The sequence below is a fragment of the Pseudomonas sp. CCOS 191 genome (genome assembly GCF_001007005.1).
In the GTDB taxonomy this organism is placed as follows: domain Bacteria; phylum Pseudomonadota; class Gammaproteobacteria; order Pseudomonadales; family Pseudomonadaceae; genus Aquipseudomonas; species Aquipseudomonas soli.
Map to the genome: position 1 here is coordinate 3285505 of NZ_LN847264.1, position 20519 is coordinate 3306023.

A 20519-nucleotide genomic window follows, 5' to 3' on the forward strand; every position below is an offset into this window, starting at 1 on the left:
TCAAAGGGCCTATCATAGCCGAAGCAGTCAAGCTGCTGACAGCCGGAGCACCGACAAAGTGGCGCGTTTTGTCGCCGCAGCGGTCTACAATCCGGCACAATGGCGCCCCAGTGGCGTGTGCCGTGGCTGCCTGATCCTGCGTCAGGTTGTCCGAGCGCAGCGCGCACCCTATTTCCCGAATGCCTTGAAAGAGCGAATTTCAGCATGTCCAAAGTCAAACTGAGCACCAACCACGGCGATATCGTCCTGCAACTGAACGCCGAGAAAGCCCCGCTGACCACCGAGAACTTCGTTCAGTACGTCAAGGAAGGCCACTACGACGGCACCGTGTTCCACCGCGTGATCAAGGGCTTCATGATCCAGGGTGGCGGTTTCGAGGCTGGCATGAGCCAGAAGAAAACCCGCGCCAGCATCCAGAACGAAGCCGACAACGGCCTGAAGAACACCAAGTACAGCATCGCCATGGCCCGTACCATGGAGCCGCACTCGGCCTCCGCGCAGTTCTTCATCAACGCCTCCGACAACGACTTCCTCAACCACAGCGGCAAGAACGTCCAGGGCTGGGGCTACGCGGTGTTCGGTGAAGTGATCGAAGGCCAGGAAATCGTCGACGCCATCGAAAAAGTCGCCACCGGCTCCAAGGCCGGCCACCAGGACGTGCCGAAGGACGACGTGATCATCGAGAAAGCCGAGATCATTGAGTGATACTGCTGATCTCCGATCTGCACCTGCAAGAAGAACGCCCGGACATTACCCGGGCGTTTCTTGATCTGCTCGACGGCCGCGCCCGCCACGCCAAGGCGCTGTACATCCTCGGCGATTTCTTCGAGGCCTGGATCGGCGACGATGCCATGACGCCCTTCCAGCAGTCGATCTGCCAGGCCCTGCGCCGGTTGAGCGACAGCGGCACGGCGATCTATCTGATGCACGGCAACCGCGATTTTCTTATCGGCCAGGCGTTCTGCGACGCCGCCGGTTGCACCCTGCTCGCCGACCCCAGCGTGGTCGAGCTCGGTGGCGAGGCGGTGCTGCTGATGCATGGCGACACCCTGTGCACCCGTGACGTGGCCTACATGAAGCTGCGCCGCTACCTGCGCAACCCGCTGACCCTGTGGATCCTGCGGCACCTGCCGCTGGGCACGCGGCACAAGCTGGCGCGCAAGCTGCGCAGCGAAAGCAGCGCGCAGACACGCATGAAGAGCACCGAGATCGTCGATGTCACCCCCGAGGAAGTGCCCAAGGTGATGGCCGCCCACGGCGTGCGCACCCTGGTCCACGGCCACACCCATCGACCGGCGCTGCACAAGCTGGTGGTCGACGGCCAGCCGGCACGGCGCATCGTGTTGGGCGACTGGGATCGGCGTGGCTGGGCATTGCAGGTGGATGAACAGGGTTTCCAGCTGGCCCCGTTCGACTTCTCCTGAAACAGCGCGGGGCAAGCCCGCTCCCACGATTCTCGTAGGAGCGGGCTTGCCCCGCGCTGCCATCAACGGTGCTATTTGGCGCTGACCACCTGCCCCTTGTCCCGCTCGCTGATCACATACTGCCGATACTGCGGATCAGCCTTGATCTGCGCCTCGGTGAACGGTATCGGCGCCAGTTGCTTGGCCGCGAAGGCTCGTGTCTGGTCGGCGGCATGCGCCGACGCCCGCTCGCTCGACAGCGAGAACGCCAGCAACCCTTGGGCCTGCGGCCCCTGCTCGGTGAAGCTGACCACCTGCAGATAGCTCGAACCACTGACCACCAGGCGCTTGCCCGGCCCCACCGGCACACTGACCATCGCGTTGTAGACGCCCAACGCCTGCGGCCCGCCGGGTACCGGCGTGCCATCGGCGGCCTGCTGGATCTGCCCCCACCGCTGGTCGGCGGCGATACCGGCCTTGCTCACCTGCGCAAGCGAGCCCAGCGCCGCCTCGTGCAGCAGCTTGCGCACCGCGGCCTGCTCCACCGCCAGGCCACGAGGCGTGTGCAGCGGGTCGGCCGGGTCGAACGGCACGCGCCAGCTTTGCGGATGCTCGGCCAACGCGCCGGCGATGTTGATGAAATGAACCAGGCCGATACCGCTGTCCTGATCGGCCTTGCCGGTCCACGCCTGCAGGCTGGCACACACCGACTGAATGTCCGCCTCCACGCCCTTGCACCATTGCAACAGGTCCGGCATCAGCAGGCTGGCCTGGTACACCTCGTCATCGAACACCATGTGCTGCAGCTCGGCGCTGCCCAGCTTGCCCTTGCCTTGCAGGCGCTGCAGGGCAAAGCGGCTGCGAAGGCCCAGGGGCTGGTCGGCACGGCTGACCAAGGGCGAGAAGCCGGTCAACGGCTGGGCCGGGTTGGCCATCCACGCCGAATCGTTGGCGTGCTGTACATAATCGCGCCGCTCCAGGCTCGGCAGCAGGTTGGCCGGAAAGATCCCCGGTTGGGCCGCCTGCGCATCCACCTTCCACTGGCAGGCACTGCGCGAGCCGTCGAGCACCACCAGCGGGCCCGACGCGCCCGGGTTGCTGCACTGCTCCAGCATCCCCTGGTCGACATAGGGCACCACCGACTGATTGAGGTACAAGGCCTGGCCAGCAGCGTCCACTGCCAAGGTGTTGACCCAGGGAATGCCCTGCAGCTCGCCCACCGACGCCTTCAGCGCCTGCAGGCTGTCGGCACGGTTGATCCGGTACCACTGCTGCAACACCCGGGTATTGTCCAGGTTTGCATCGCGCAGGCTGTAGGCGGCGTGATTGTCCCAATCCAGACGGCCGGGCCATTGCACCACAGGGCCGAACTTCGACAGGTGAATCGTGCGTTCGACCTGGCTGAGCGTACCGTCCTCACCCTTCACCGTGACCTTCAGCAGCTTGCGCTCCAGCGGCAGCGACTGGCCGTCATACAGGTAGCGGGTGGCGTCCTTGGGGTCCAGTTGCAGGCGGTAGAGGGTGAAGTGCTTGGAGGTGTCGACCGTGTGGGTCCAGGCCAGGTGCCGGTTGAAACCGATATTGACCACCGGCAGGCCCGGCAACGCCGCCCCCATCACATCCACTTGCCCGGGGATGGTCAACTGCATCTGGTAAAAGCGCATCCCGCCAATCCACGGGAAGTGCGGGTTGGCCAGCAGCAGCCCGCGACCATTGGCCGAACGCTCGGCGCCCACGGCCACGGCATTGCTGCCACGCTCGGCGGCGAACTGCGCCTGCCGCGCCAGGGCCACGCTGTAGTCGACCACCGGGCGCTGCGCTGCCAGCTTGGGTGGCGTGGCGGCAACCACGGCCTCGACGAATTGCCCCACACCGCCTTCGGCCAGCAAGCGCCGCGTCAGCTTGACCAAATCGCGGCTGGTGATCGGCCGGAGCCACTCCCCTGCCCCGCACTCGGCTGGCAGACCCTCGGCCCGTCGTTCACCCAGGGCACGGTTGTAGCCGTTGGCGTAACCATCAAGCAGGTCGCGCACCGCCACCGGCTGCGCCTTGAGGAAGCTTTCTACTACCGCAGGCTCATTGAGCCAGGTAAAGAACAGGTCACTGGAGAGGTTGTCACGCTGTTCGACCGTCTTGCCATCGGCACCGAAATAACGGGAGCGCTCGCCATTGACGGTCATTACTTCGCCAGCCAGCAGGCACAGGTTGTCCTGGGCATAGGCGTAGCCGATGCCGTAGCCCAGGCCGCGTTCGTCCTTGGCCAGGATATGCGGCACGCCAAAACTGGTGCGACGGATCTGCGCGGAGGCCTCGCCATCGACCTCGCGCGCCTGCAGGGTCAGGCTGGAAGCGACCAGGGCGGCGGCAAGGCCCAGGCGAAACAGGGGAAGAGGGATCACAGGCACTCCTCGTGCTTATCGGGGTCATCCCGAACAGACGAATGGCCAGATGAAAATTTTACGTTCGACGCGGTGCTGCAACGTTCTCAACAGAACGTGTCAGATTTTTTTCACCGGGGGTTGCAGTTTTGTCGAGCTCAAACGTCTTTAGATGTGAGGCACCCATGATTTCGGGACAGTCCACGAAAAGGAGCATTCACATGTACAACCCGCAACAATCGCTAGCGGCGCAGCCTGCACCCAACCAGGCCGCCGCCCCCCAGGAGGAACGCGTGGGCAACGAACAGATCCGCGAGCTGCTGCGCGCCTACGGCCTGCGCACCAGCCTGATCCGCCTGAAGGTCATCGATGCCCTGCACACCGCCGGCCGCAATGGCCGCAGCATTGGTGTGCGTGGCGTGCATGCGCAACTCGAGCAGCTGGATATCCCGCTGTCGTTCCTGAGCGTGCGCGAGGTGCTCAAGCGCCTGTGCAGCGAAGGCGTGATCAACCTGGGCAGCGACAAATGCTACAGCCTGAACCCTCAGGCCCGGGCCGTGCTCGAGCAACCCGCCTCGCGCTGAGCGCATGGCCGGCAAGGATATGCCGGCCCGCCTGCTTCAGGGTTTCACCTTGCGCCGCAGGATCCCGTTGATCACCACCACGACCACCGCAATGGCGATGGCGACGTACTGGAATGTCTGCTCGCTGATAGTGCCCTGCTTCTGCAGGTAACTTAGGCCAAGCATGATCCCCAGGACCACCAGGATGATCAGGATCGAATATTTCAGGCGCTGCACGTGTGTCATCGGAGGTTCCTTACGACATCGGGGACATGAGGCTCCAGCGGAGCCGACGCCATGATACCTCGGCCGCTTTCCCCTCGCTGCAGTTCCTGCCGACTCCCAACGCGGTAATCCCCCTTTCCTGCCCCTGCCCCACGGTAGTGTCTAGATGCGCCCGTAGATGCATGTCTAGGTAAGCTACCCAATAAGCCATCATGGAACCCTTTCTCTAGATGGTTTGGGGCCTGCAGCGCAGGGGTGAAGGCATTTCCTACCTCAAGGCGTCCAGTTGCCCGCAAACAACAGACAAGGACGACTACAAGCCCCGGTCCGCTTCGCGCCTAGCGACCCTTTCCGTCGCTGTTCGAAAATCTGGCCACGCCACGCGGACCTCCCCGTGGCAACCCACGCCGCAGCCCATCGGGACCTCGGCGCCGGCCAAACTCAATGACGGAAGGAACCATTTCGTGGAAATGCCAGACCTGAGCAACATCGACCTCACCCAACTGCCTCAGTCGCTGCAGGCACTGATCGAATGCATCGGTCTGGACAGCGCCTACCGGCTGACCCATACCTTTGGCGGACGCCCCAAGTACATCCCCAAGCATCGCCAACGCACCAAACTGGCCGATGTGCTGCCGCCCGAGGCGCTCGATGCGCTGATCCAGCGCTTCGCCGGCCTTGCCCTGGAGATCCCCAAGTCCGACCACTTCCAGCGCCAGCTGCGCAACCAGCAAATCCAGCGGGAGAGCGCCAGCGGGCTGTCACGCAGCCTGCTCGCCGACAAGTATGGATTGAGCCTGCGACAGATTGGCAACATCCGCAGACAGGCATAGCAACGGCGACCTCGAACTAGCTTTCGCCGTCCTCGAGTGGTGTGCTCCACAGCACCAGCTCGAGCGCCGCGGCAATCTGGATACGGTGGTCGGCAAATGGAATGGGCAGCAGGTCCTGGGCGCGCTCCAGGCGCCGCAGCAACGTATTGCGATGCGTACCCAGTACTTCGGCGGTCTGGGTGATATTGCAGCCATGGGCCAGGAATGCGCGCAACGAATGCTGCAGCACCATCGGCTCCGAGGCCAGGCGCCCCAAGGTACTCAAGACAAACTGCCTGGCCGCTCGGGCGTCCTGTGTCATCAACGACACCATCCTCACCTGATCGATACTGGCCACAGGCGGCGCGCCCGCCAGGCGCCCCATCAGCCGCTGGGTGGTCAAAGCTTCCAGGTGGGAGCGACGGAAACCGTTGAGCCCCGCCGCCGGGGCGCCCAGTGCCGCACGAACGCCTGGGTACTGACGAACCATGTCTTGCAGCGCATTGAGGTCCAGAGGCCTTGTCGCAGCACTCCAGCCCCATAAGGTCGCAGGCCCGGCGAACACCACCAGCGGCGCCCCCGCCCCCGTGAGGCTTGCCAGCGCGCGCGCCATGTCCTCCAGCGGACGAATGTGCGCTTCGGGCGTCTCGCTCCACACCAGAAAGGCCTGGTGCTTCTGCGCAAGGCTGTAGCCCAGGCGTCTGGCGAACTGCTCGGCATCGACATCGCGGCCATCGAGCAGGCGACTGACCAGGCTGCGTTTGTCCACGTGATCGTCATGGGCCTGGGCGTGCTTTTCTTCCAGGATGATCCGGGTGATCACACGCATGTTGCTGTCGATGAATTCCGAGATCGAGCGCGAGGACACATCGAGGAATTCCTCGAGCACCACAGGATCTTGCGTCAGGCCGAACGCCATCTTCATCCACAGTTCCCAGGCAGTGTTCTGCGTCGACCTTGCGACGTTCATCAACATTTCGGACAGCCCCCGGTGCGCGAGCTCCCTCGCCGTATCCACCATATCGGCCGACACATAGGGCTCCACCGGCTCTCCCGGGCGCTGCATGTTGGCGTTGGCCCAGTGCAGTAGCTCTGCCCTGTTGGCGCGCCTAAACGCAGCCAGGATGACCGGGTCTTCCAGCAACTTCGCATCTTGCGCTGAAGTGAAAAGCGCCTGGTTCAGCCGCTCGACCCACTCCGGCGGCAGCGCCTGAGCACGCTCGGCGCCCTTGCGAATGAGCTCACGCACGGCTTCCGAGGGGCGTGGCCAGGGGGAGAAAGTACCGGTCATATGGGTGCCTATTGCGCAGAACTCCGTGGAAAATGCGGTTGCTCATACCTGCGGGTCGCCCCGGATTGCTCCTGTTCAGCATGCCCTTGGCAACCGCGCAACAGCCAGTTCATGTTCTGCCGTGCAACGCCATGAGCAACCGTCACTCCTGACGGGGCACGACACCGCGACGTGAAAACAGGATAGGCGCCCCTTCGGCATCGAGCAGCACCGCCGTCAGCGACAAACCATCAGCCGACTGCTTTTCCTGGAAATGGCGCCCGCCATCGTCGCTCAGCATCATCAGCCCATCCAGCCCGACCACCAGCACCCGGGTACCCGCTACCGCCATGGCGGTGACGGAACCTTTGCCGTGGGTGGGCAACCTGCGCAAGTCCTTCCCCTCCTTGGCACCCTGCAGCAACGTGCCTCGCTGGCCACCGAGCAACAGGCTGCCGTCGTTCAGCACAGCCCCGGACCACAAGGTGCCTGTGTAGCCGGTATCCAGGTAACCCCAGCTTTTGCCATGGTCCCCGGAGTGCAACAGCTGCCCATGCTCGGCGGTGGCGTACAACGTGCCGTGGCTGTCGGCAAACAGCCCCATCAGGTTGAGGTCGGCCTTCCTGGCACCTGGTGGCGGCGGCAACGATTGCTCGGTCCAGGTCTTGCCACCATCCTCGGTGGTCAGCAGCAACGACCACAGCCCCACGGCAACGCCCTGTTGGGCATTGAAGAAGTGCACGGCGAACAGCGGCCGATCTTCGTCGCTGGACAAGCGCTGGATCTGCCACGACTCGCCACCGTCGGTGGTGGCCAGGATCGCGCCCCAGTGGCCGACCGCCCAACCGTGCTCGGCGTCGACGAACGATACACCTGTCAGTTGGGTCGACACCGGTACCGAACGCGCCTGGCGAAAGCGCTTGCCCTGATCGTCTGACAACAACACCACGCCGTGATCACCCACCGCGACCACCCGCTGACCGGCCCACACGGCATCCAGCATGGTCGCTTGCGTGGCATTGCTCGCCTGCACGGCAGGCACTGCCTGCAAGGGCTCGGCCCGGGCAGACAGCAACGGCAATGTCGCGGCGAGCACCGCCGCGATCAATGAACCCCTGAATCGCATGTTTCTCTCCTCAGTGCAGCAGCGCGCCGATCATGCGCACGGGGCGCTTGCGCGGGAATACCCGCTCCAGCCAGACCGCGAATGCCGGCAGTACGGTCATGGCCATGACCATGTTGACGATGAACATGAAGGCCAGCAGCTTGCCCATGTCCGCCTGGAACTTCAGGTCGGAAAAGGCCCAGGTGGCGACGCCCACCGCCAGGGTGATCGCGGTGAAGATGGTGGCCACGCCCACTTCGAGCAACGCGTGCTCGACCGCCTTGGTGATCGACTGCCCATGGGCCAGGTGCAACTGCAGGCGGTTGTAGATGTAGAAGGCGTAGTCGACGCCGATGCCCACGGCCAGCACCATCACCGGCAAGGTGGCGATGGTCAGGCCGATCTGCAGCTCCTTCATGAACCAGTAGCCAATGAACGTACCGATGGTCAACGGCAGGCAGCACACCAGCACCGCGCGCAGGTCGCGGTAGACCGCGAACACCAGCAAAGCAATCGCGGCATAGACATACAGGAGCATGGGCGTCTCGCTCTTCTCCACCTCCTCGTTGATCGCCGCCAGGACACCGGCGTTACCCGAGGCGAGGCGGATCGACAGCCCCGGTTGCGGATACTCGCTACGGAACGCCTTGACCGCCGCCACCACCCGGTTGATCGTCGTGGCCTTGTGATCGGCCAGGTACAGGTGCACGGCAGACATGCTGCAGTCGGTGCGCACCAGGCCGGGCGTGCGCGCCACCTCGGTGGCCAGCGCCGCGTAGTTCATCGGGTCGATGGGCACCACGGCCATCTTCGGGTTGCCTTCGTTGTAACCCTCGTTGAACTGGCGCAGGTTGCTGGAGAACGACGCCACCGACAGCACCCCGGGCACGCCCTGCATGGCCCAGACGAAACGGTCCTGGTACTGGCCCGCCGCGACATCCTCGCACGCCGCCGGCACGCCATCGCCAACCTCCCCCGGCCTGGCTTCGAACACCACGCTGAGCCAGTCCAGGCCGATGTCATAGTTGTTGGCGATGGACACGGCATCGCGGTTGAAGCGCGAGTCCTCGCGCAACTCCGGGGCCCCGGCCTGCAACGAACCGACGACACGGTCATGGCTTTGCCAGATCGCCACCAGAAAGATCACCAGCGCCACGCCCAGTACCCACTGCGCGTTGCGCCACTCGGCCAGCCGCGACAGGCCACGCAACCAGCGGCTACGGCGCTGCCGGGACACCTCCTGGGCCGCCGCGTACCTGTCGTCGACCCGCAGCATGGACGCCAGCAAGGGCAGCATCAGCAGGTTGGTGATGATCTTGTAGGCCACCCCGAGCGATGCGGTGATCGCCAGTTCCCGCACCATCGGGATCGGGATCAGCAGCAACGTCACGAAAGACACCAGTGCGGTTACCAGCGCCAGCGTTCCCGGGATCAGCAACCCGGAGAAGCTCGAACGTGCCGCCGCTTCGGCACTCTTGCCGATGGCGATCTCGCGGACGATGAAGTTGATCTGCTGCACGCCATGGGAAACCCCGATGGCGAACACCAGAAACGGCACCAGCACCGCCAGCGGGTCGAGCCCATAGCCGAGCAGACGCAAGCTGCCGAATTGCCAGACCAGCGAGGCCAGCGAACAGACCAGCGCCAGCAGGGTGAAGCGCAGCGAATGGCAATACCAGTACACCGCCGCCGCAGTCAGCAGCAGCGCCAGCAAGCAGAACTCCAGCACCGCCGAAGCGCCGTCGGCGATGTCGCCGATCTGCTTGGCGAAGCCGATGATCTGCACTTCGAAATCGCCATCTTCGAACTGCTGGCGTAGCTCTTTTTCCAGGCGGTGATTGAACGCGACATAGTCCAGGTGCGTCCCGTCGGCCTCGTACTCGTTGAGCTCCGCGGTGATCATCGCGCTGCTCTGGTCACGCGACACCAGGGTGCCGATGAAGCCCCCTTGCGCGGTGGAGTTGGCGATCGAGGCGATGACCTGGTCGTTCAGGTGCTCGGGCGAAACCGTGCCCGGCACCAGCGGATCGGCGCGAAAGCCTTCTTCGGTAATCTCGTTGACGAAGGCATTGGGCGTCCACAACGAGCGCACGCTGCTGCGCGAGATCCCCGGCAGGAAGCTGATCGCCTGGGTCACGTCATACAGCCGCTTCAGCCCGGGGGCGCTCCAGATATCGCCCTTGCGCGCCTTGACCACGATGGTCAGGCGGTTAGCGCCCATCAGGTCGTTGCGGTACGTTTCGAAGGTCTGGATGTATTCATGGCCGACCGGCAACTGCTTTTCGAAGCCGGCGTCCATGCGCAACTGCACCGCGAACCAGGCCATGATCAGGGTGAACACGGCCAGGCCCGCCAGCACCAGCCGACGATGTCCAAACAAGACCCGCTCGACGCGTGACAACACGCCACGCGCCTGGACCTCTGTCAGTTTTACAGAACCGTTCACAGGAGGCCTCACAAGGTACGGGAGATCGCGATGCCGACATAGTCGCGGTCACGATACAGCTGGTCGTAAGGGGTATCGCCGCCCATGAACTTGGCGTAGTTCAGGGACACCTGCCAACTGGCCGGGTTGCGCACGAAGTTCAGGTAGAAGTTCATGCTGCTCGCGTCCTTGGTGAAGGTGGCCGTGAGGTTCGGCGTGCGCCCGCTCAGCGAGCGTGCGTAGAACACTCCCGGGGTGACCTGCCAGCCCGGCAGCAAGGTGCCGTCGTAGGTTATGCTGAAGTCCAGATTGATGCCCGACGAGGTCTTGTCGCCACGGGACTTCGGCGCGGTCGCAGGGTCCAGCTGCCAGGCATTGAGGCCGGCGGCGAGCGGCTCGCCGTTGACCTGGTCATGCAGCCCCGGGTACTTGATGACCACAAGCTCCGTGAGCAAGGTACCGGTGCTGGCGCCAGTGAAATCCAGCAGCGTCGGCGAGTTGGACGGCGTGAAGCTGTAAAGGCCGGTCAGGTGCCACTGGAACTTCTTCTCGTCCTTCCAGCATTTGCCGCCATTGCTCGAACACAGGTCGACGACCGGGTTGAGCATCACCGAATCCTTTGGCCGGTAGGACAGCTCGGTACCGACGGCCCAGTCGCCGATCGGCATGTTGGCGCTGACGCCATACATCATCCGGTCTTCCTGGTAGCGCCAGGAGGGTGCGGCGGCAAAGGTGTCCGGGTCGAGAATATCCACGCGCAACGACGGCGTCTTGTCGTGGTAGCGCATCACGTAGAAGCCATAGTTGACGTCGCTGTCCTCCGGTTGCCAGCGCAGCGAAAGGCCCCACTGGCCGCTGTCCCGGGCTTTGTTCTCGGAGAACCCGTACTCGCCCCTGCCCTCGCCGAGCGCGTTGGTGGTGGACCAGTAGCTGCCCACCGGCGGCAGCTCGCTCTTGTTCCAGCGGAATTGATAGTAGGCCTCGACGTTGACCCCCGAGCCCAGGCCGGAGGCGACACTGAGCATCGGCGCCGGCAGCACGGCCTCCTTGAGCTGCACCCCCGGACGGGCCAGGGCTTGATAGTCGTAGGCGTTGGTATTGTTGATACCCCCAGCCACGAACAGGCTCTCGCCCCAGTTGATCACCTGGTTACCCAGGCGCGCCCGGACCCGCTGCCCGCCCACGTCGAAGCCTTTGCTCACCCACAGATCGAGCAGGCGAGCCTTGAAGGCGAGATCGTCGCGAGCATCTTTGCCAAGGCCGCTGCTGCCGATGCTTTCAGGGGTGTTGAACGAGCGCGTGCCGGTGGTATCGGTGGCCGCAAAGTCGCGGATCCAGGTACCGCGCGCCATGAAGGTGACGTCCTCGGGCATCTTCAGCAACAGCTCGTGGGTACCCTTGAGATAGTTGGTGAACATGTCGCCGCGGTCGTAGTTCAGGTCGCCCTGATCCGCCACGCCCGAACTCTGCGCCAGGCAGCCGGACGGCACATTGTGCCCGGTGGCACCCTGGTTGATCAGGTTGCAGCCGCGCGATTCCGTACGTACGCCCATGCCGGCGGTGATGGTGGAGTCGAACGAACCATTGAGGGTTTCGGTTTCGAAGGTAAACCCCATTGCCAGAGGGGTGGTGCACACGATGACAAGGCCTGATGCTTTGCTAATTATTCTTTTCATGCTGGCTCTCGATCTGACGTCGTTCTTTAGCGTTCGCTGATGGCTCGCAGGTTATCGGAGGTGAAGAAGTCGCGTTTCAGGCGTGGGCTGCTGCCGTCCTCGGTGAGCCAGCGGATATCGTTCTTGCCAACACCGACCGACGTCATGTCGAACAGGTAGCGGCCATCGACCAGGTTGTACTGGACCTGGGCCTGCACATCGCAGGTACCGGTCTCGTAGACGGGGATCGAGAAACCTTCACGCACCTTCCAGATCTGCCCTTGCTTGTCGTAATCGACGGCCAACAGTGGGTTCCAGCTGTCCTCGTCGATGTAGAACATGCGTTTTGGCGCCTGGTGGCGCATGCCCTGGCGGACATTGGCTTCGACCACCCAGACCCGATGCAGCTCGTAGCGACGCGCCTGCGGCGCGATCGAATCGTTGCCGGCGAACGCCTCCACCTTGGCGGCGGTGTCATAGGCACCGAAGGCGTTGTACGGCACCAGCAGCTCCTGCTTGCCAACCAGTTTCCAGTCAAAGCGATCCATGGTGCCGAAGAAGACGTTCGCCTCATCCACGGTGTACTGGTTGTCCAGCCCGATCTGCGGCGCGTCGTAGGAGTACGACGGCATGCGCCGTACGCGACGTTGGCCGGGGAAGTAGTAGAAGGTCGTGGCCTGCTCGCCGGCCACGGCCGTCTGCACCGCGGACTGGCCAGCCAGGGCGGCAGGCTCCAGGTAATTGAAGAAGGTGGCGTTTTCCAGACGGCCGACGGAGGAGAACAGGTTGTCGCCCTTCTTGCCCCAGGGGGTGAAGAAGAAGGTGTCGGTGGACTGGCGCAGCCACTCCCCGCCTTTGCGCGGCGAGATGCCCGAAATGCTTTTCGGGATTTCGACGCCCACGCCGCGGTAACGCATCTTCATGTTCCACATCACCTCGGCGCCATTGCTCGGCATCGGGAACGGGGCACCCGGCAAATGCGCTTCCTCGAGGGCGACCCCGGTGGCGTCGAGCTTGGCGAAGCCCACGTTCTTGCGCGTGTTCTCAGCCACGAAGGCCGGTACATCGCAGGTCCGACGGGTCGGGTAGACCTCCATGCGGTAGCCCGGAATCTTCTTGAACAGTTCCAGCTGGGCGGGAGCAAGCTTGCTCGCGTACTGCGCCACATTGCTCGCATCGATGCTGTACAGGGGCTTGTCGCCCTTGAACTTCCAGTGCTCCCCGCGTACCTGGCCGTAGTTCCAGCCCGTCCCTTGCGGCCCCGGGGCGTTCCAGGCCGGAATATCGCCGTTTGAGCTGGCGGCGACTTCACCACCCAGCGGCGTCAGCTTCGAGCCCAGCGCCTCGGCCCCCTGGGGCGCGGCCTGCACCGAACAGATCGCGGTCGACGCCGCCAGGGTAACCAGCAGCTGCCTGAAAATACGCCGGGCGGACAGTTCACCTTCCAGCCGTGCAGTGACTTCTTTCATGGGGGGATCCTCAAACAAATGGCTTTGACCGGCTGTTCGATCTTCCGGGTGGGAAAATCGGTGCCTGACGTATCTCGGTCACCCGACATGATCACTTGACCATGTCATGTGATCAACACGCAAACCATATGCCAAAACGCCTTACAGGCGGTTTACATCAGATAAATCAGCTAGTTGGAATTGTTTATCGCTTTATAGGTGCCCAGCGTCTGCACTCTGATGGGAAGTAAGGAAACATGTGTTACTAAAAGATGCTTGTTCTTGGTGCGCCGTATAAAAACTTCGCCCCTGACGAAGCTGACACTACCGGACCGCTCTATACTTTCCGCTTATCCAGCCTCATTCTTGACGCGAATAGGTCACCCATAAAAAAACCGCCCCGAGGGGCGGCAAAGAAGCAGGCCTTCGGCCCGCCATGGAGTAGATACCAGATATAACATGCTGAAAAAGGATGAAGCGCGTAGATACTGTTGCGTCAATGCGAGTGCAGCATGCCCTGCGCACAAACTTTTCGGGAGCGCTGAAGTGCACCATAGGCATAGAACAACTGCGCCATCGAATAGGACCAGGTCACGAAGGCACAGGTCATGAATATCATCTTCGTGTCATCCCCCGGGATCGGGAAGAAGTCGTACCTTAGTGCAATCGTCAAGCCCGCTGCCGCCCCCAGGAATGTGGCCAACGCGTGCAAAATCTCGCCCGCACGCGCCAGTCGCCACGTGAAGTAGAGCAGGTACACCGTGGCGATCGACCACATCAGCACATAGAAATAAGGGAGCCATGGCTTGAACGCCGACGAGAGAAAGTAAATAGCCGCGGCAATGAAAGACAGCAAAAACAATATGAAATCTTTCGCCGGTGTCGGCTTGTAATTATGCGTCACGGCCATCAACCCGAGCGTTACAATAATCGGCACGCCGACACCACGGGAAAACGCGTCGAGAAAAATGGCAATATTGTAGTTGGTCTGCCAGCCGGTGGCGATGAACGTCGTGAAGTTCGTTGCGGATATACCCACGATCAGAAACTCGACACCGAGCAAATAATTTTTTTGCCTGATGAATGCCGCGCCATAACCTAAACCACATATCACCAGCAGCACGCACGCGACCAGCGCGAACACATCTATTAGTTCCACGATAACAGCCTCTTCAATAGGGTCGCGGCGTTATCCCGCAGCCCGTTGCACAGGACAGCGACATCAACTGCAATCAGCCTTTGCTGGCATTGTGTTTACGCACTTTTCTATCGGTCCAATCATCCAGTAACTTGGCCGCCGCGAACGCGGAATGGATAGCGCACCATTGCAAGGGCTCAGGCAGCATGGACGGCGTCTTGTGCTGCATGGCCGTCAGCAGTTCTGGTGTCTTGCCGTTGATTTGCGCGGCAAACAGCGACCCGACATATGACTGGGTGCCCAGCCCGTGGCCCGAGCAGCCGGTGGTGTAGAGAATGTTCTGCTTTTCGCCCATGGCACCGATCACCGGCAGGAAGTCATACGCACCGCTGACATAGCCACTCCAGCAATGCTGGATGCCCAGCCCGTGCATGGCTGGATGGCGTTCGCGCAGTACCTGCGCCAGTGCCGCATAGGCGCCTTGGTCCGGGATATTGGGCGTCTTCGAACCGTACGCATAACCCAGCTTCTTGACAGTCAACACCATGGTGCCGTGTGCCGTCAGACGATGGCTTTCCATGGTGTAATGCGGCGTGATGATGCCTTCGCGCCCCTGCCAGCCCACGGCAGCGAGCTGCTGCGGCGAGAGCGGTTGCGTTTCGATCGCCGACACCCGAATCGCCGCGACCTTGTTGCGCAACACCCCCAACTGCGGGGTATAGGCATTGGTGGCCAATACCATCACCGGCGCGGTCGCGCTGCCGTGGGCAGTCTTGCAGGTAATGACCGGCCCTTCGCTGAAGGAGAGCAACGGCGTGCGCTCATAGAGTTTCACGCCGGCCTCGATGGCCGCGCGGCGCAGGCCGGCGACATATTTCCCCGGGTTAAGGGTGCCGCCACACTGCTCGGCCGCGAACAGAAAGGCCGGCGGAATTCCCCGCGCCCGCATCTCGGCGCCGTCCACGAAGCGGGACACGGCCCCCAGCTTTTGCCCCAGCGCCATGTTTTCCCGCAAGCGCTTTTCCTGGCTGGCATGAACACCTGCGCGCAGCACGCCGGAGGGGTTGTAATCACAGTCGATGCCCAGCGCCTTCATTCGGCCTTCCACGTAGGGCACAGCCTCGTCATAGAACCTGACGAACTGCGTTGCCTGCTCGACCCCCAAACGCTTGACGAACATGTCGTACTCGATACCCATGCTGCCCAGCAGGTAACCAGCATTGCGGCCACTGGCGCCGAAGCCGGCGAACTCCTGCTCCAGCAGGATCACCTGCGCGCCCAGCGCCCTCAGCTCCAGCGCGGTCGACAGCCCGGCAAAACCGGCGCCGACCACGATGACATCGGCCTTCACGTGCCCTTCAAGCGACGGCTGCAGATCGGCGGGGCGCTCCACCCATCCACCCAGGCTGCGAAACTTCAACGGTGCAGCGTCACCAGGGGCTGCTTTGTTCACTGCATTCATCTACATGACTCCCAGAATACCGGCCATTGCTTGCATCCGAAGCGGCCCAGGACTGTTCGGAACTGTCAGAACCCTTTTCCAGGCTCGGAGAATGCCGGCATGTTCAGGAGCTCTTGCGGGTCGCGCATCTGGCCATCGATTTCCACCCAGCCGAGCAACGTGGAGCTGGCGCTCCAGCCCAGCAGACGTTGCATTTCTGCCGGGAGCTGGCGAACGCGCTCGATGGGAATGGACAGGAAGTGGTTCTCTTCCAGACGCAGGAAGGCCAGGTCATAAGCCATGGTCAGGCCGGTGCGCGGGGCTGCGGACGTATTGGCGCCACCGCCGTGGTAAACCGAGCCCATCCACAGCAATGCGGAACCTGCCGGCATTTGCGCGGCGACGGTTTCTTCCTGGGTCGGCATGCGCTCGTCATCCCACAGATGGCTACCAGGGATGACACGGGTCGCACCGTTCTCTTCGGTGAAATCGGAAATCGCCAGCATCATTTGCAGCCGCGCCTCACGCCCGTACTGGGGGTGGCGCCACAACGAAGTGGCATCATCACGGTGCAGGGGTTGCAGGCCTTGGCCCGGGCCGATCTGAATGGCCTGGGTGATGCTCAGCTGGATATCGGGCGCCATCTCGATGCGGTCACTGCCTACCCAGACGTGGGTGGGGGTTTGCAGGATCTGCCTGGCCACGCCGAGGAACAGCGGGTTCATCGCTACTTCGACAGCCGTGTCGCTGCGCCCGATGATCCGCGCGACACGCCGGGTCTGGGTGCCCGCGAAATAGGGGTCGACGCCGCAAGGGGTGACATTCAGGTAGCTGTCCAGTTCGTCGCGCAGGGCGTTCAGCGTGGCCGGCGAGACCAGGTCGGAAATGATGACCCCACCGTCACGCCGAATGATCTCCACCACCTGCTCGACCGATGCATCGCTGCCGAGCGTCGAGAGCGTTCGTGTATCCATCTGCTTTGTACCTGTCTGGTTTTGTCATTGTTCTGATCCAGCGAAGCTGGGCAACGTGGCTCAACTCGCCAGTGCCGACCAGGCCATCCCCTTCCCTGCAGTACTTGCGCAGTGCGGTGGTGCCTGGGTGTGAAAATCATCATTACCGAACATGGTCAATTGATCAAGTCGTTTGATTTAACTATTTTTCATGCTGTTTCATGTTCCTTGGCGCAGGAGTGCTTCGACGCATGGATCGAGGCCCCTCCTTGCGATAGCATTCGTCACCGTCGACGCCGGACCAAGAGGCCGGCGACAACATCGAAAAGGAGAACGCTCTATGGCTCGAATTGGCGCAGAAGAGCGCAGGCAGGATTTCATCGAGGCCACCGTGAAGGTGATCGCGGAACATGGGGTGGCCAACGCCACGACGCGGCGTATCGCAGCGGCGGCTGACTCTCCGCTGGCTTCGTTGCACTATGTCTTCCACACCAAGGACGAGTTGTTCTATGCCGTCTACGAGTCCTTGATCAACCTGCCGCAGCAATCGCTGCAGCACGTGCCGGCGGGTGCCACGGCAGCTGAATCGGTGGGCGAAATGCTGCGCCAGCTGGTCAACTGGTTCACCGCCCACCCGGAAATGGCCACCACACAGTTCGAACTGTTTTGCTGGAACCTGCGCAACAACCCCGAAATGGCGACAAAGATCTATGCCGTGTCCATCGACGCGGCCCAGCAGGCCATCGCCAAAGTCACCGGTTCGGCGCTGGACCAGGCCGCAGTGGCCACCGTCAGCCGCTTGCTGATCAACCTGTTCGACGGCCTGATGCTGGCCTGGTCCGCCCACGGCGACCGTGTGCGCCTCGAAAGCGAAACCGAGACCGCCTGCCAGGCGGTCAAGCTGCTGGTGGCCAGTTACTGAGACGCCTTTTGGATTGCCGGGCTGCGCCACCGCACGGCAATCCGCATTTCCCAGGTGGGCGCACCTCGCCCACTCCTCCCCGCCGCCCTGAGCTTGTCCGTCAACCGCTGTACTGACCGGCGAATCGTGAAGGTGCAAATCATCTCAAAACGATGGCGAGCCGGTGCATTTTGCACCTTGCTCCGCACAATCGGCCGCCCTATTCTGGTCAAATGATCAAGTCAAAAGATCAGTCTCTATAACACTACAATAGGAGGCGACATGTCCTCGCACACTGCTCTTCCGGTTGAGCCGCTCGACATTTTGATCATGGGAGCCGGTGTGTCTGGCATCGGCGCGGCGGCCTACCTGCGACGTCATCAACCGGACAAGACCTTCGCGATTCTCGAGTCCCGCGAACGCATGGGTGGCACCTGGGATTTGTTCCGTTACCCCGGCATCCGCTCCGACTCGGACCTCTACACCTTCGGTTTCGACTTCAAGCCCTGGACCAAGGCGAAATCCCTTGCCGATGCCGCGGATATTCTCGAGTACCTGCGCGAAGCCATCGACGAGTACCAGCTGGAGCCGTTCATCCAGTACCAGCAGAAAGTCGTCTCGGCCAACTGGCAAAGCGACAGGGGCCTGTGGGCAGTGCGCATCGAGGAGGGCCAGACGGCTCAGGTGCGTACACTCGAATGCCGCTGGCTGTTCAGTGCAGGTGGCTATTATCGCTATGACCAGGGCTTCACCCCCCGCTTCGAGGGCACCGAGCAGTTCAAAGGACAGATCGTTCACCCGCAACACTGGCCGGAGAACCTCGACTATGCGGGTAAGCGCGTGGTCGTCATCGGCAGTGGCGCGACCGCGGTGACGCTGATTCCGGCCATGGCAGACAAGGTCGCCAGCATCACCATGCTGCAGCGCACGCCGTCCTACATCATCAATCAGCCGGCCAATGACGGGGTTGCCGCGTTCCTGCGCAAGGTGCTGCCGGCGCAAACCGCCTACTCCCTGACGCGCTACAAGAACGCCAAGATCACCCTGGCGTTCTGGGGCTTCTGCCAGCGCTTCCCCAAGCTTTCGAAAAAACTGCTGCTGTGGCTGACCCGCAAGGAGTTGCCGAAGGACTACCCGGTCGACGTGCACTTCAATCCACCCTACAACCCGTGGGACCAGCGTCTGTGTTCGGTGCCCGAGGGCGACCTGTTCAAAGCCATCGGTGCCGGCAAGGCCGACATCGTCACCGACCATATCGAGCGCTTCACCGAGTCCGGCGTATTGCTCAAATCGGGCAGGACGCTGGAGGCCGACATCATCATCACGGCCACCGGTCTCAACGTACAAATGTTCGGTGGCATCACCCTGCACAAGGACGGCAAGCCGGTGGTGCTCAGCGAGACCCTGTCCTACAAAGGCATGATGCTCTCCGGCGTGCCCAACTTCGCTTTCGCGGTGGGCTACACCAACTCGTCCTGGACCTTGAAGGTCTGCCTGCTGTGCGACCACTTCTGCCGCCTGCTCGGTTTCATGGCGCGCGAAGGCTACAACGTCTGCGAGCCGAAGGCGCCGGCCGGGATCGAAACCCGGCCTCTGCTGGATTTTGGTGCCGGCTATGTGCAGCGCGCGCTCGACAGCATGCCGCGCCAGGGGCCGTGTGAACCCTGGGTGATGTCGATGGACTACTTCCGCGATATCAAACTGCTGCGCCGCGGCACAGTGGCGGAAAAGTGCCTCAGTTTCAGCAGCGTACCGAACGTGCCGGTGCATGCCGGCGTCGAACTGCAACAGCCAGGTAGCCGCCGATGAGCCGTGATCACTTCTGCGAGCTACCGGGCAAAGGCAAGCTCTGCTACCGCAGCTACGGTGTCGAGGGTGCCCCGGCGGTCCTGCTCATCGTCGGCCTCGGGCTGCAGCTGACCTACTGGCCGCAAGCGCTCATCGCCGGGCTGGTCGCACAAGGGTTGCGGGTCATCACGCTGGACAACCGTGACTCGGGCAGATCGTTCTTTACCGACGTGGCGCCCCCGACGACGCTGCAACAGTTCCTGCGCAAGCGCACCGCAGGCTATGACCTGGGCGACATGGCCAACGACGTCATCGGCTTGATGGACGACTTGCAGCTGCAAGCGGCGCATGTCGTGGGAATGTCGATGGGCGGCATGATCGCCCAGACCCTCGCCGCGCGTTACCCGCAGCGGGTCAGGACCCTCACGTCGATCTTTTCCACCACAGGTTCGCTGCGCGTCGGCCAGCCTGCGCTCAAGGCCCTTCTGCAACTGCTGCGCCGCCCGCCGCGCAGCGAGAAGGAAAGCGTTCGCGACTACGTGGACATCATGCGCCTGATCGGCTCGACCCTCGAGTGGAACGAGCCTGCCTTGCGTGATTATGCCCAGCTGGCCTGGGAGCGAGGTGGTGGCGAGGCCAGCAACCTCGGTACCGCCAGGCAGATCGGCGCGATCATCAACTCCGCCGACCGCACCGAGGAGTTGCAGCGGATTCGTTGCCGCACCCTGGTCATCCATGGGGAAAAGGACCTCATGGTCGCCACCAGCGGCGGCTACGCCACGGCGGCGGCGATCCGTGGTTCCAACCTGGTGTTGCTGCCCGGGATGGGGCATGACTTTCCGGCGTGCCTGTCCACCACGCTGCTGTCCCTGCTGACGGGGCACCTGCGTTAACAACAATTTTCTTTAGGGGCGTGCAGCTTGGCCGCCCCTCTTTTTATTCCACTGGAGACCTTTAGCAGCACGTTGCAATACAACCCAAAACAACAACATACCGGCTTGCGCCAAAGCGCCA

The 20519-nt window shown here is 62.7% G+C and carries 17 protein-coding genes; 7 read left to right on the forward strand and 10 right to left on the reverse strand.

Features of this window, described 5'->3' with window-relative positions; translation table 11 throughout:
- The first annotated feature begins 204 nt into the window (after window positions 1-204).
- Both CCOS191_RS14555 and CCOS191_RS14560 read left to right on the forward strand, forming a co-directional pair.
- The gene (locus CCOS191_RS14555) at window positions 205-705 is read left to right on the forward strand and encodes a peptidylprolyl isomerase (protein WP_023630093.1); all 501 of its coding nucleotides are present in this window, start codon (window positions 205-207) and stop codon (window positions 703-705) included.
- Complete coding sequence (locus CCOS191_RS14560; RefSeq protein WP_046855827.1) at window positions 702-1424, forward strand: UDP-2,3-diacylglucosamine diphosphatase; 723 nt, start codon at window positions 702-704, stop codon at window positions 1422-1424. Before CCOS191_RS14555 ends, CCOS191_RS14560 begins: the two co-directional genes overlap by 4 nt.
- 71 nt (window positions 1425-1495) lie before the next feature.
- On the opposite strand, the gene pvdQ is transcribed toward CCOS191_RS14560, so the two are convergent.
- The gene (gene pvdQ / locus CCOS191_RS14565) at window positions 1496-3802 is read right to left on the reverse strand and encodes a bifunctional acylase PvdQ (protein ID WP_046855828.1); all 2307 of its coding nucleotides are present in this window, start codon (window positions 3800-3802) and stop codon (window positions 1496-1498) included.
- A gap of 200 nt (window positions 3803-4002) precedes the next feature.
- Between pvdQ and CCOS191_RS14570 the strand changes: the two genes are divergently transcribed.
- On the forward strand, window positions 4003-4365 hold the full coding sequence (locus CCOS191_RS14570) for a fe2+ zn2+ uptake regulation protein (protein WP_046855829.1): 363 nt from the start codon (window positions 4003-4005) through the stop codon (window positions 4363-4365).
- Between the two features lie 36 nt (window positions 4366-4401).
- Here the strand turns inward: CCOS191_RS14570 and CCOS191_RS14575 are convergent, their stop codons facing one another.
- On the reverse strand, window positions 4402-4590 hold the full coding sequence (locus tag CCOS191_RS14575; RefSeq protein WP_023632313.1) for a hypothetical protein: 189 nt from the start codon (window positions 4588-4590) through the stop codon (window positions 4402-4404).
- 443 nt (window positions 4591-5033) lie between these two features.
- Here CCOS191_RS14575 and CCOS191_RS14585 point away from each other — a divergent pair, with 443 nt between their 5' ends.
- A complete protein-coding gene (locus tag CCOS191_RS14585) occupies window positions 5034-5402 on the forward strand; it encodes a Mor transcription activator family protein (RefSeq protein ID WP_046855831.1) in 369 nt (122 codons plus the stop codon).
- A gap of 16 nt (window positions 5403-5418) precedes the next feature.
- Here the strand turns inward: CCOS191_RS14585 and CCOS191_RS14590 are convergent, their stop codons facing one another.
- The 8 genes from CCOS191_RS14590 to CCOS191_RS14625 form a co-directional block, all read right to left on the reverse strand.
- The gene (locus CCOS191_RS14590; protein WP_046855832.1) at window positions 5419-6672 is read right to left on the reverse strand and encodes a PucR family transcriptional regulator; all 1254 of its coding nucleotides are present in this window, start codon (window positions 6670-6672) and stop codon (window positions 5419-5421) included.
- Window positions 6673-6814: 142 nt separating this feature from the next.
- A complete protein-coding gene (locus CCOS191_RS14595; RefSeq protein ID WP_046855833.1) occupies window positions 6815-7777 on the reverse strand; it encodes a WD40/YVTN/BNR-like repeat-containing protein in 963 nt (320 codons plus the stop codon).
- Between the two features lie 10 nt (window positions 7778-7787).
- On the reverse strand, window positions 7788-10202 hold the full coding sequence (locus CCOS191_RS14600; RefSeq protein ID WP_046855834.1) for an efflux RND transporter permease subunit: 2415 nt from the start codon (window positions 10200-10202) through the stop codon (window positions 7788-7790).
- An 8-nt stretch (window positions 10203-10210) separates the two neighbouring features.
- Complete coding sequence (locus CCOS191_RS14605; RefSeq protein ID WP_046855835.1) at window positions 10211-11857, reverse strand: DUF1302 domain-containing protein; 1647 nt, start codon at window positions 11855-11857, stop codon at window positions 10211-10213.
- Window positions 11858-11883: 26 nt separating this feature from the next.
- A complete protein-coding gene (locus CCOS191_RS14610) occupies window positions 11884-13305 on the reverse strand; it encodes a DUF1329 domain-containing protein (protein WP_046855836.1) in 1422 nt (473 codons plus the stop codon).
- Window positions 13306-13780: 475 nt separating this feature from the next.
- Window positions 13781-14443, reverse strand: a complete 663-nt coding sequence (locus CCOS191_RS14615) for a hypothetical protein (protein ID WP_231867437.1) — start codon at window positions 14441-14443, stop codon at window positions 13781-13783.
- A 73-nt stretch (window positions 14444-14516) separates the two neighbouring features.
- The gene (locus CCOS191_RS14620; protein WP_046855837.1) at window positions 14517-15884 is read right to left on the reverse strand and encodes an NAD(P)/FAD-dependent oxidoreductase; all 1368 of its coding nucleotides are present in this window, start codon (window positions 15882-15884) and stop codon (window positions 14517-14519) included.
- A 65-nt stretch (window positions 15885-15949) separates the two neighbouring features.
- Window positions 15950-16837, reverse strand: a complete 888-nt coding sequence (locus CCOS191_RS14625; protein ID WP_046855838.1) for a phytanoyl-CoA dioxygenase family protein — start codon at window positions 16835-16837, stop codon at window positions 15950-15952.
- 319 nt (window positions 16838-17156) lie between these two features.
- On the opposite strand from CCOS191_RS14625, the gene CCOS191_RS14630 reads away from it, so the two are divergent.
- The 3 genes from CCOS191_RS14630 to CCOS191_RS14640 all read left to right on the forward strand — a co-directional run bounded on the left by CCOS191_RS14630 (window position 17157) and on the right by CCOS191_RS14640 (window position 20398).
- Window positions 17157-17738 (forward strand): TetR/AcrR family transcriptional regulator, encoded by a 582-nt coding sequence (locus tag CCOS191_RS14630; protein ID WP_046855839.1) that lies wholly within the window; start codon window positions 17157-17159, stop codon window positions 17736-17738.
- A 261-nt stretch (window positions 17739-17999) separates the two neighbouring features.
- Window positions 18000-19526: a flavin-containing monooxygenase gene (locus CCOS191_RS14635; RefSeq protein WP_046855840.1), complete on the forward strand. Its 1527-nt coding sequence runs from the start codon at window positions 18000-18002 to the stop codon at window positions 19524-19526.
- Window positions 19523-20398 carry an alpha/beta fold hydrolase gene (locus tag CCOS191_RS14640; protein ID WP_046855841.1) on the forward strand — a complete coding sequence of 292 codons (876 nt, stop codon included), beginning with the start codon at window positions 19523-19525 and terminating at the stop codon, window positions 20396-20398. The genes CCOS191_RS14635 and CCOS191_RS14640 overlap by 4 nt, the downstream gene beginning before the upstream one ends.
- Window positions 20399-20519 lie beyond the last annotated feature (121 nt).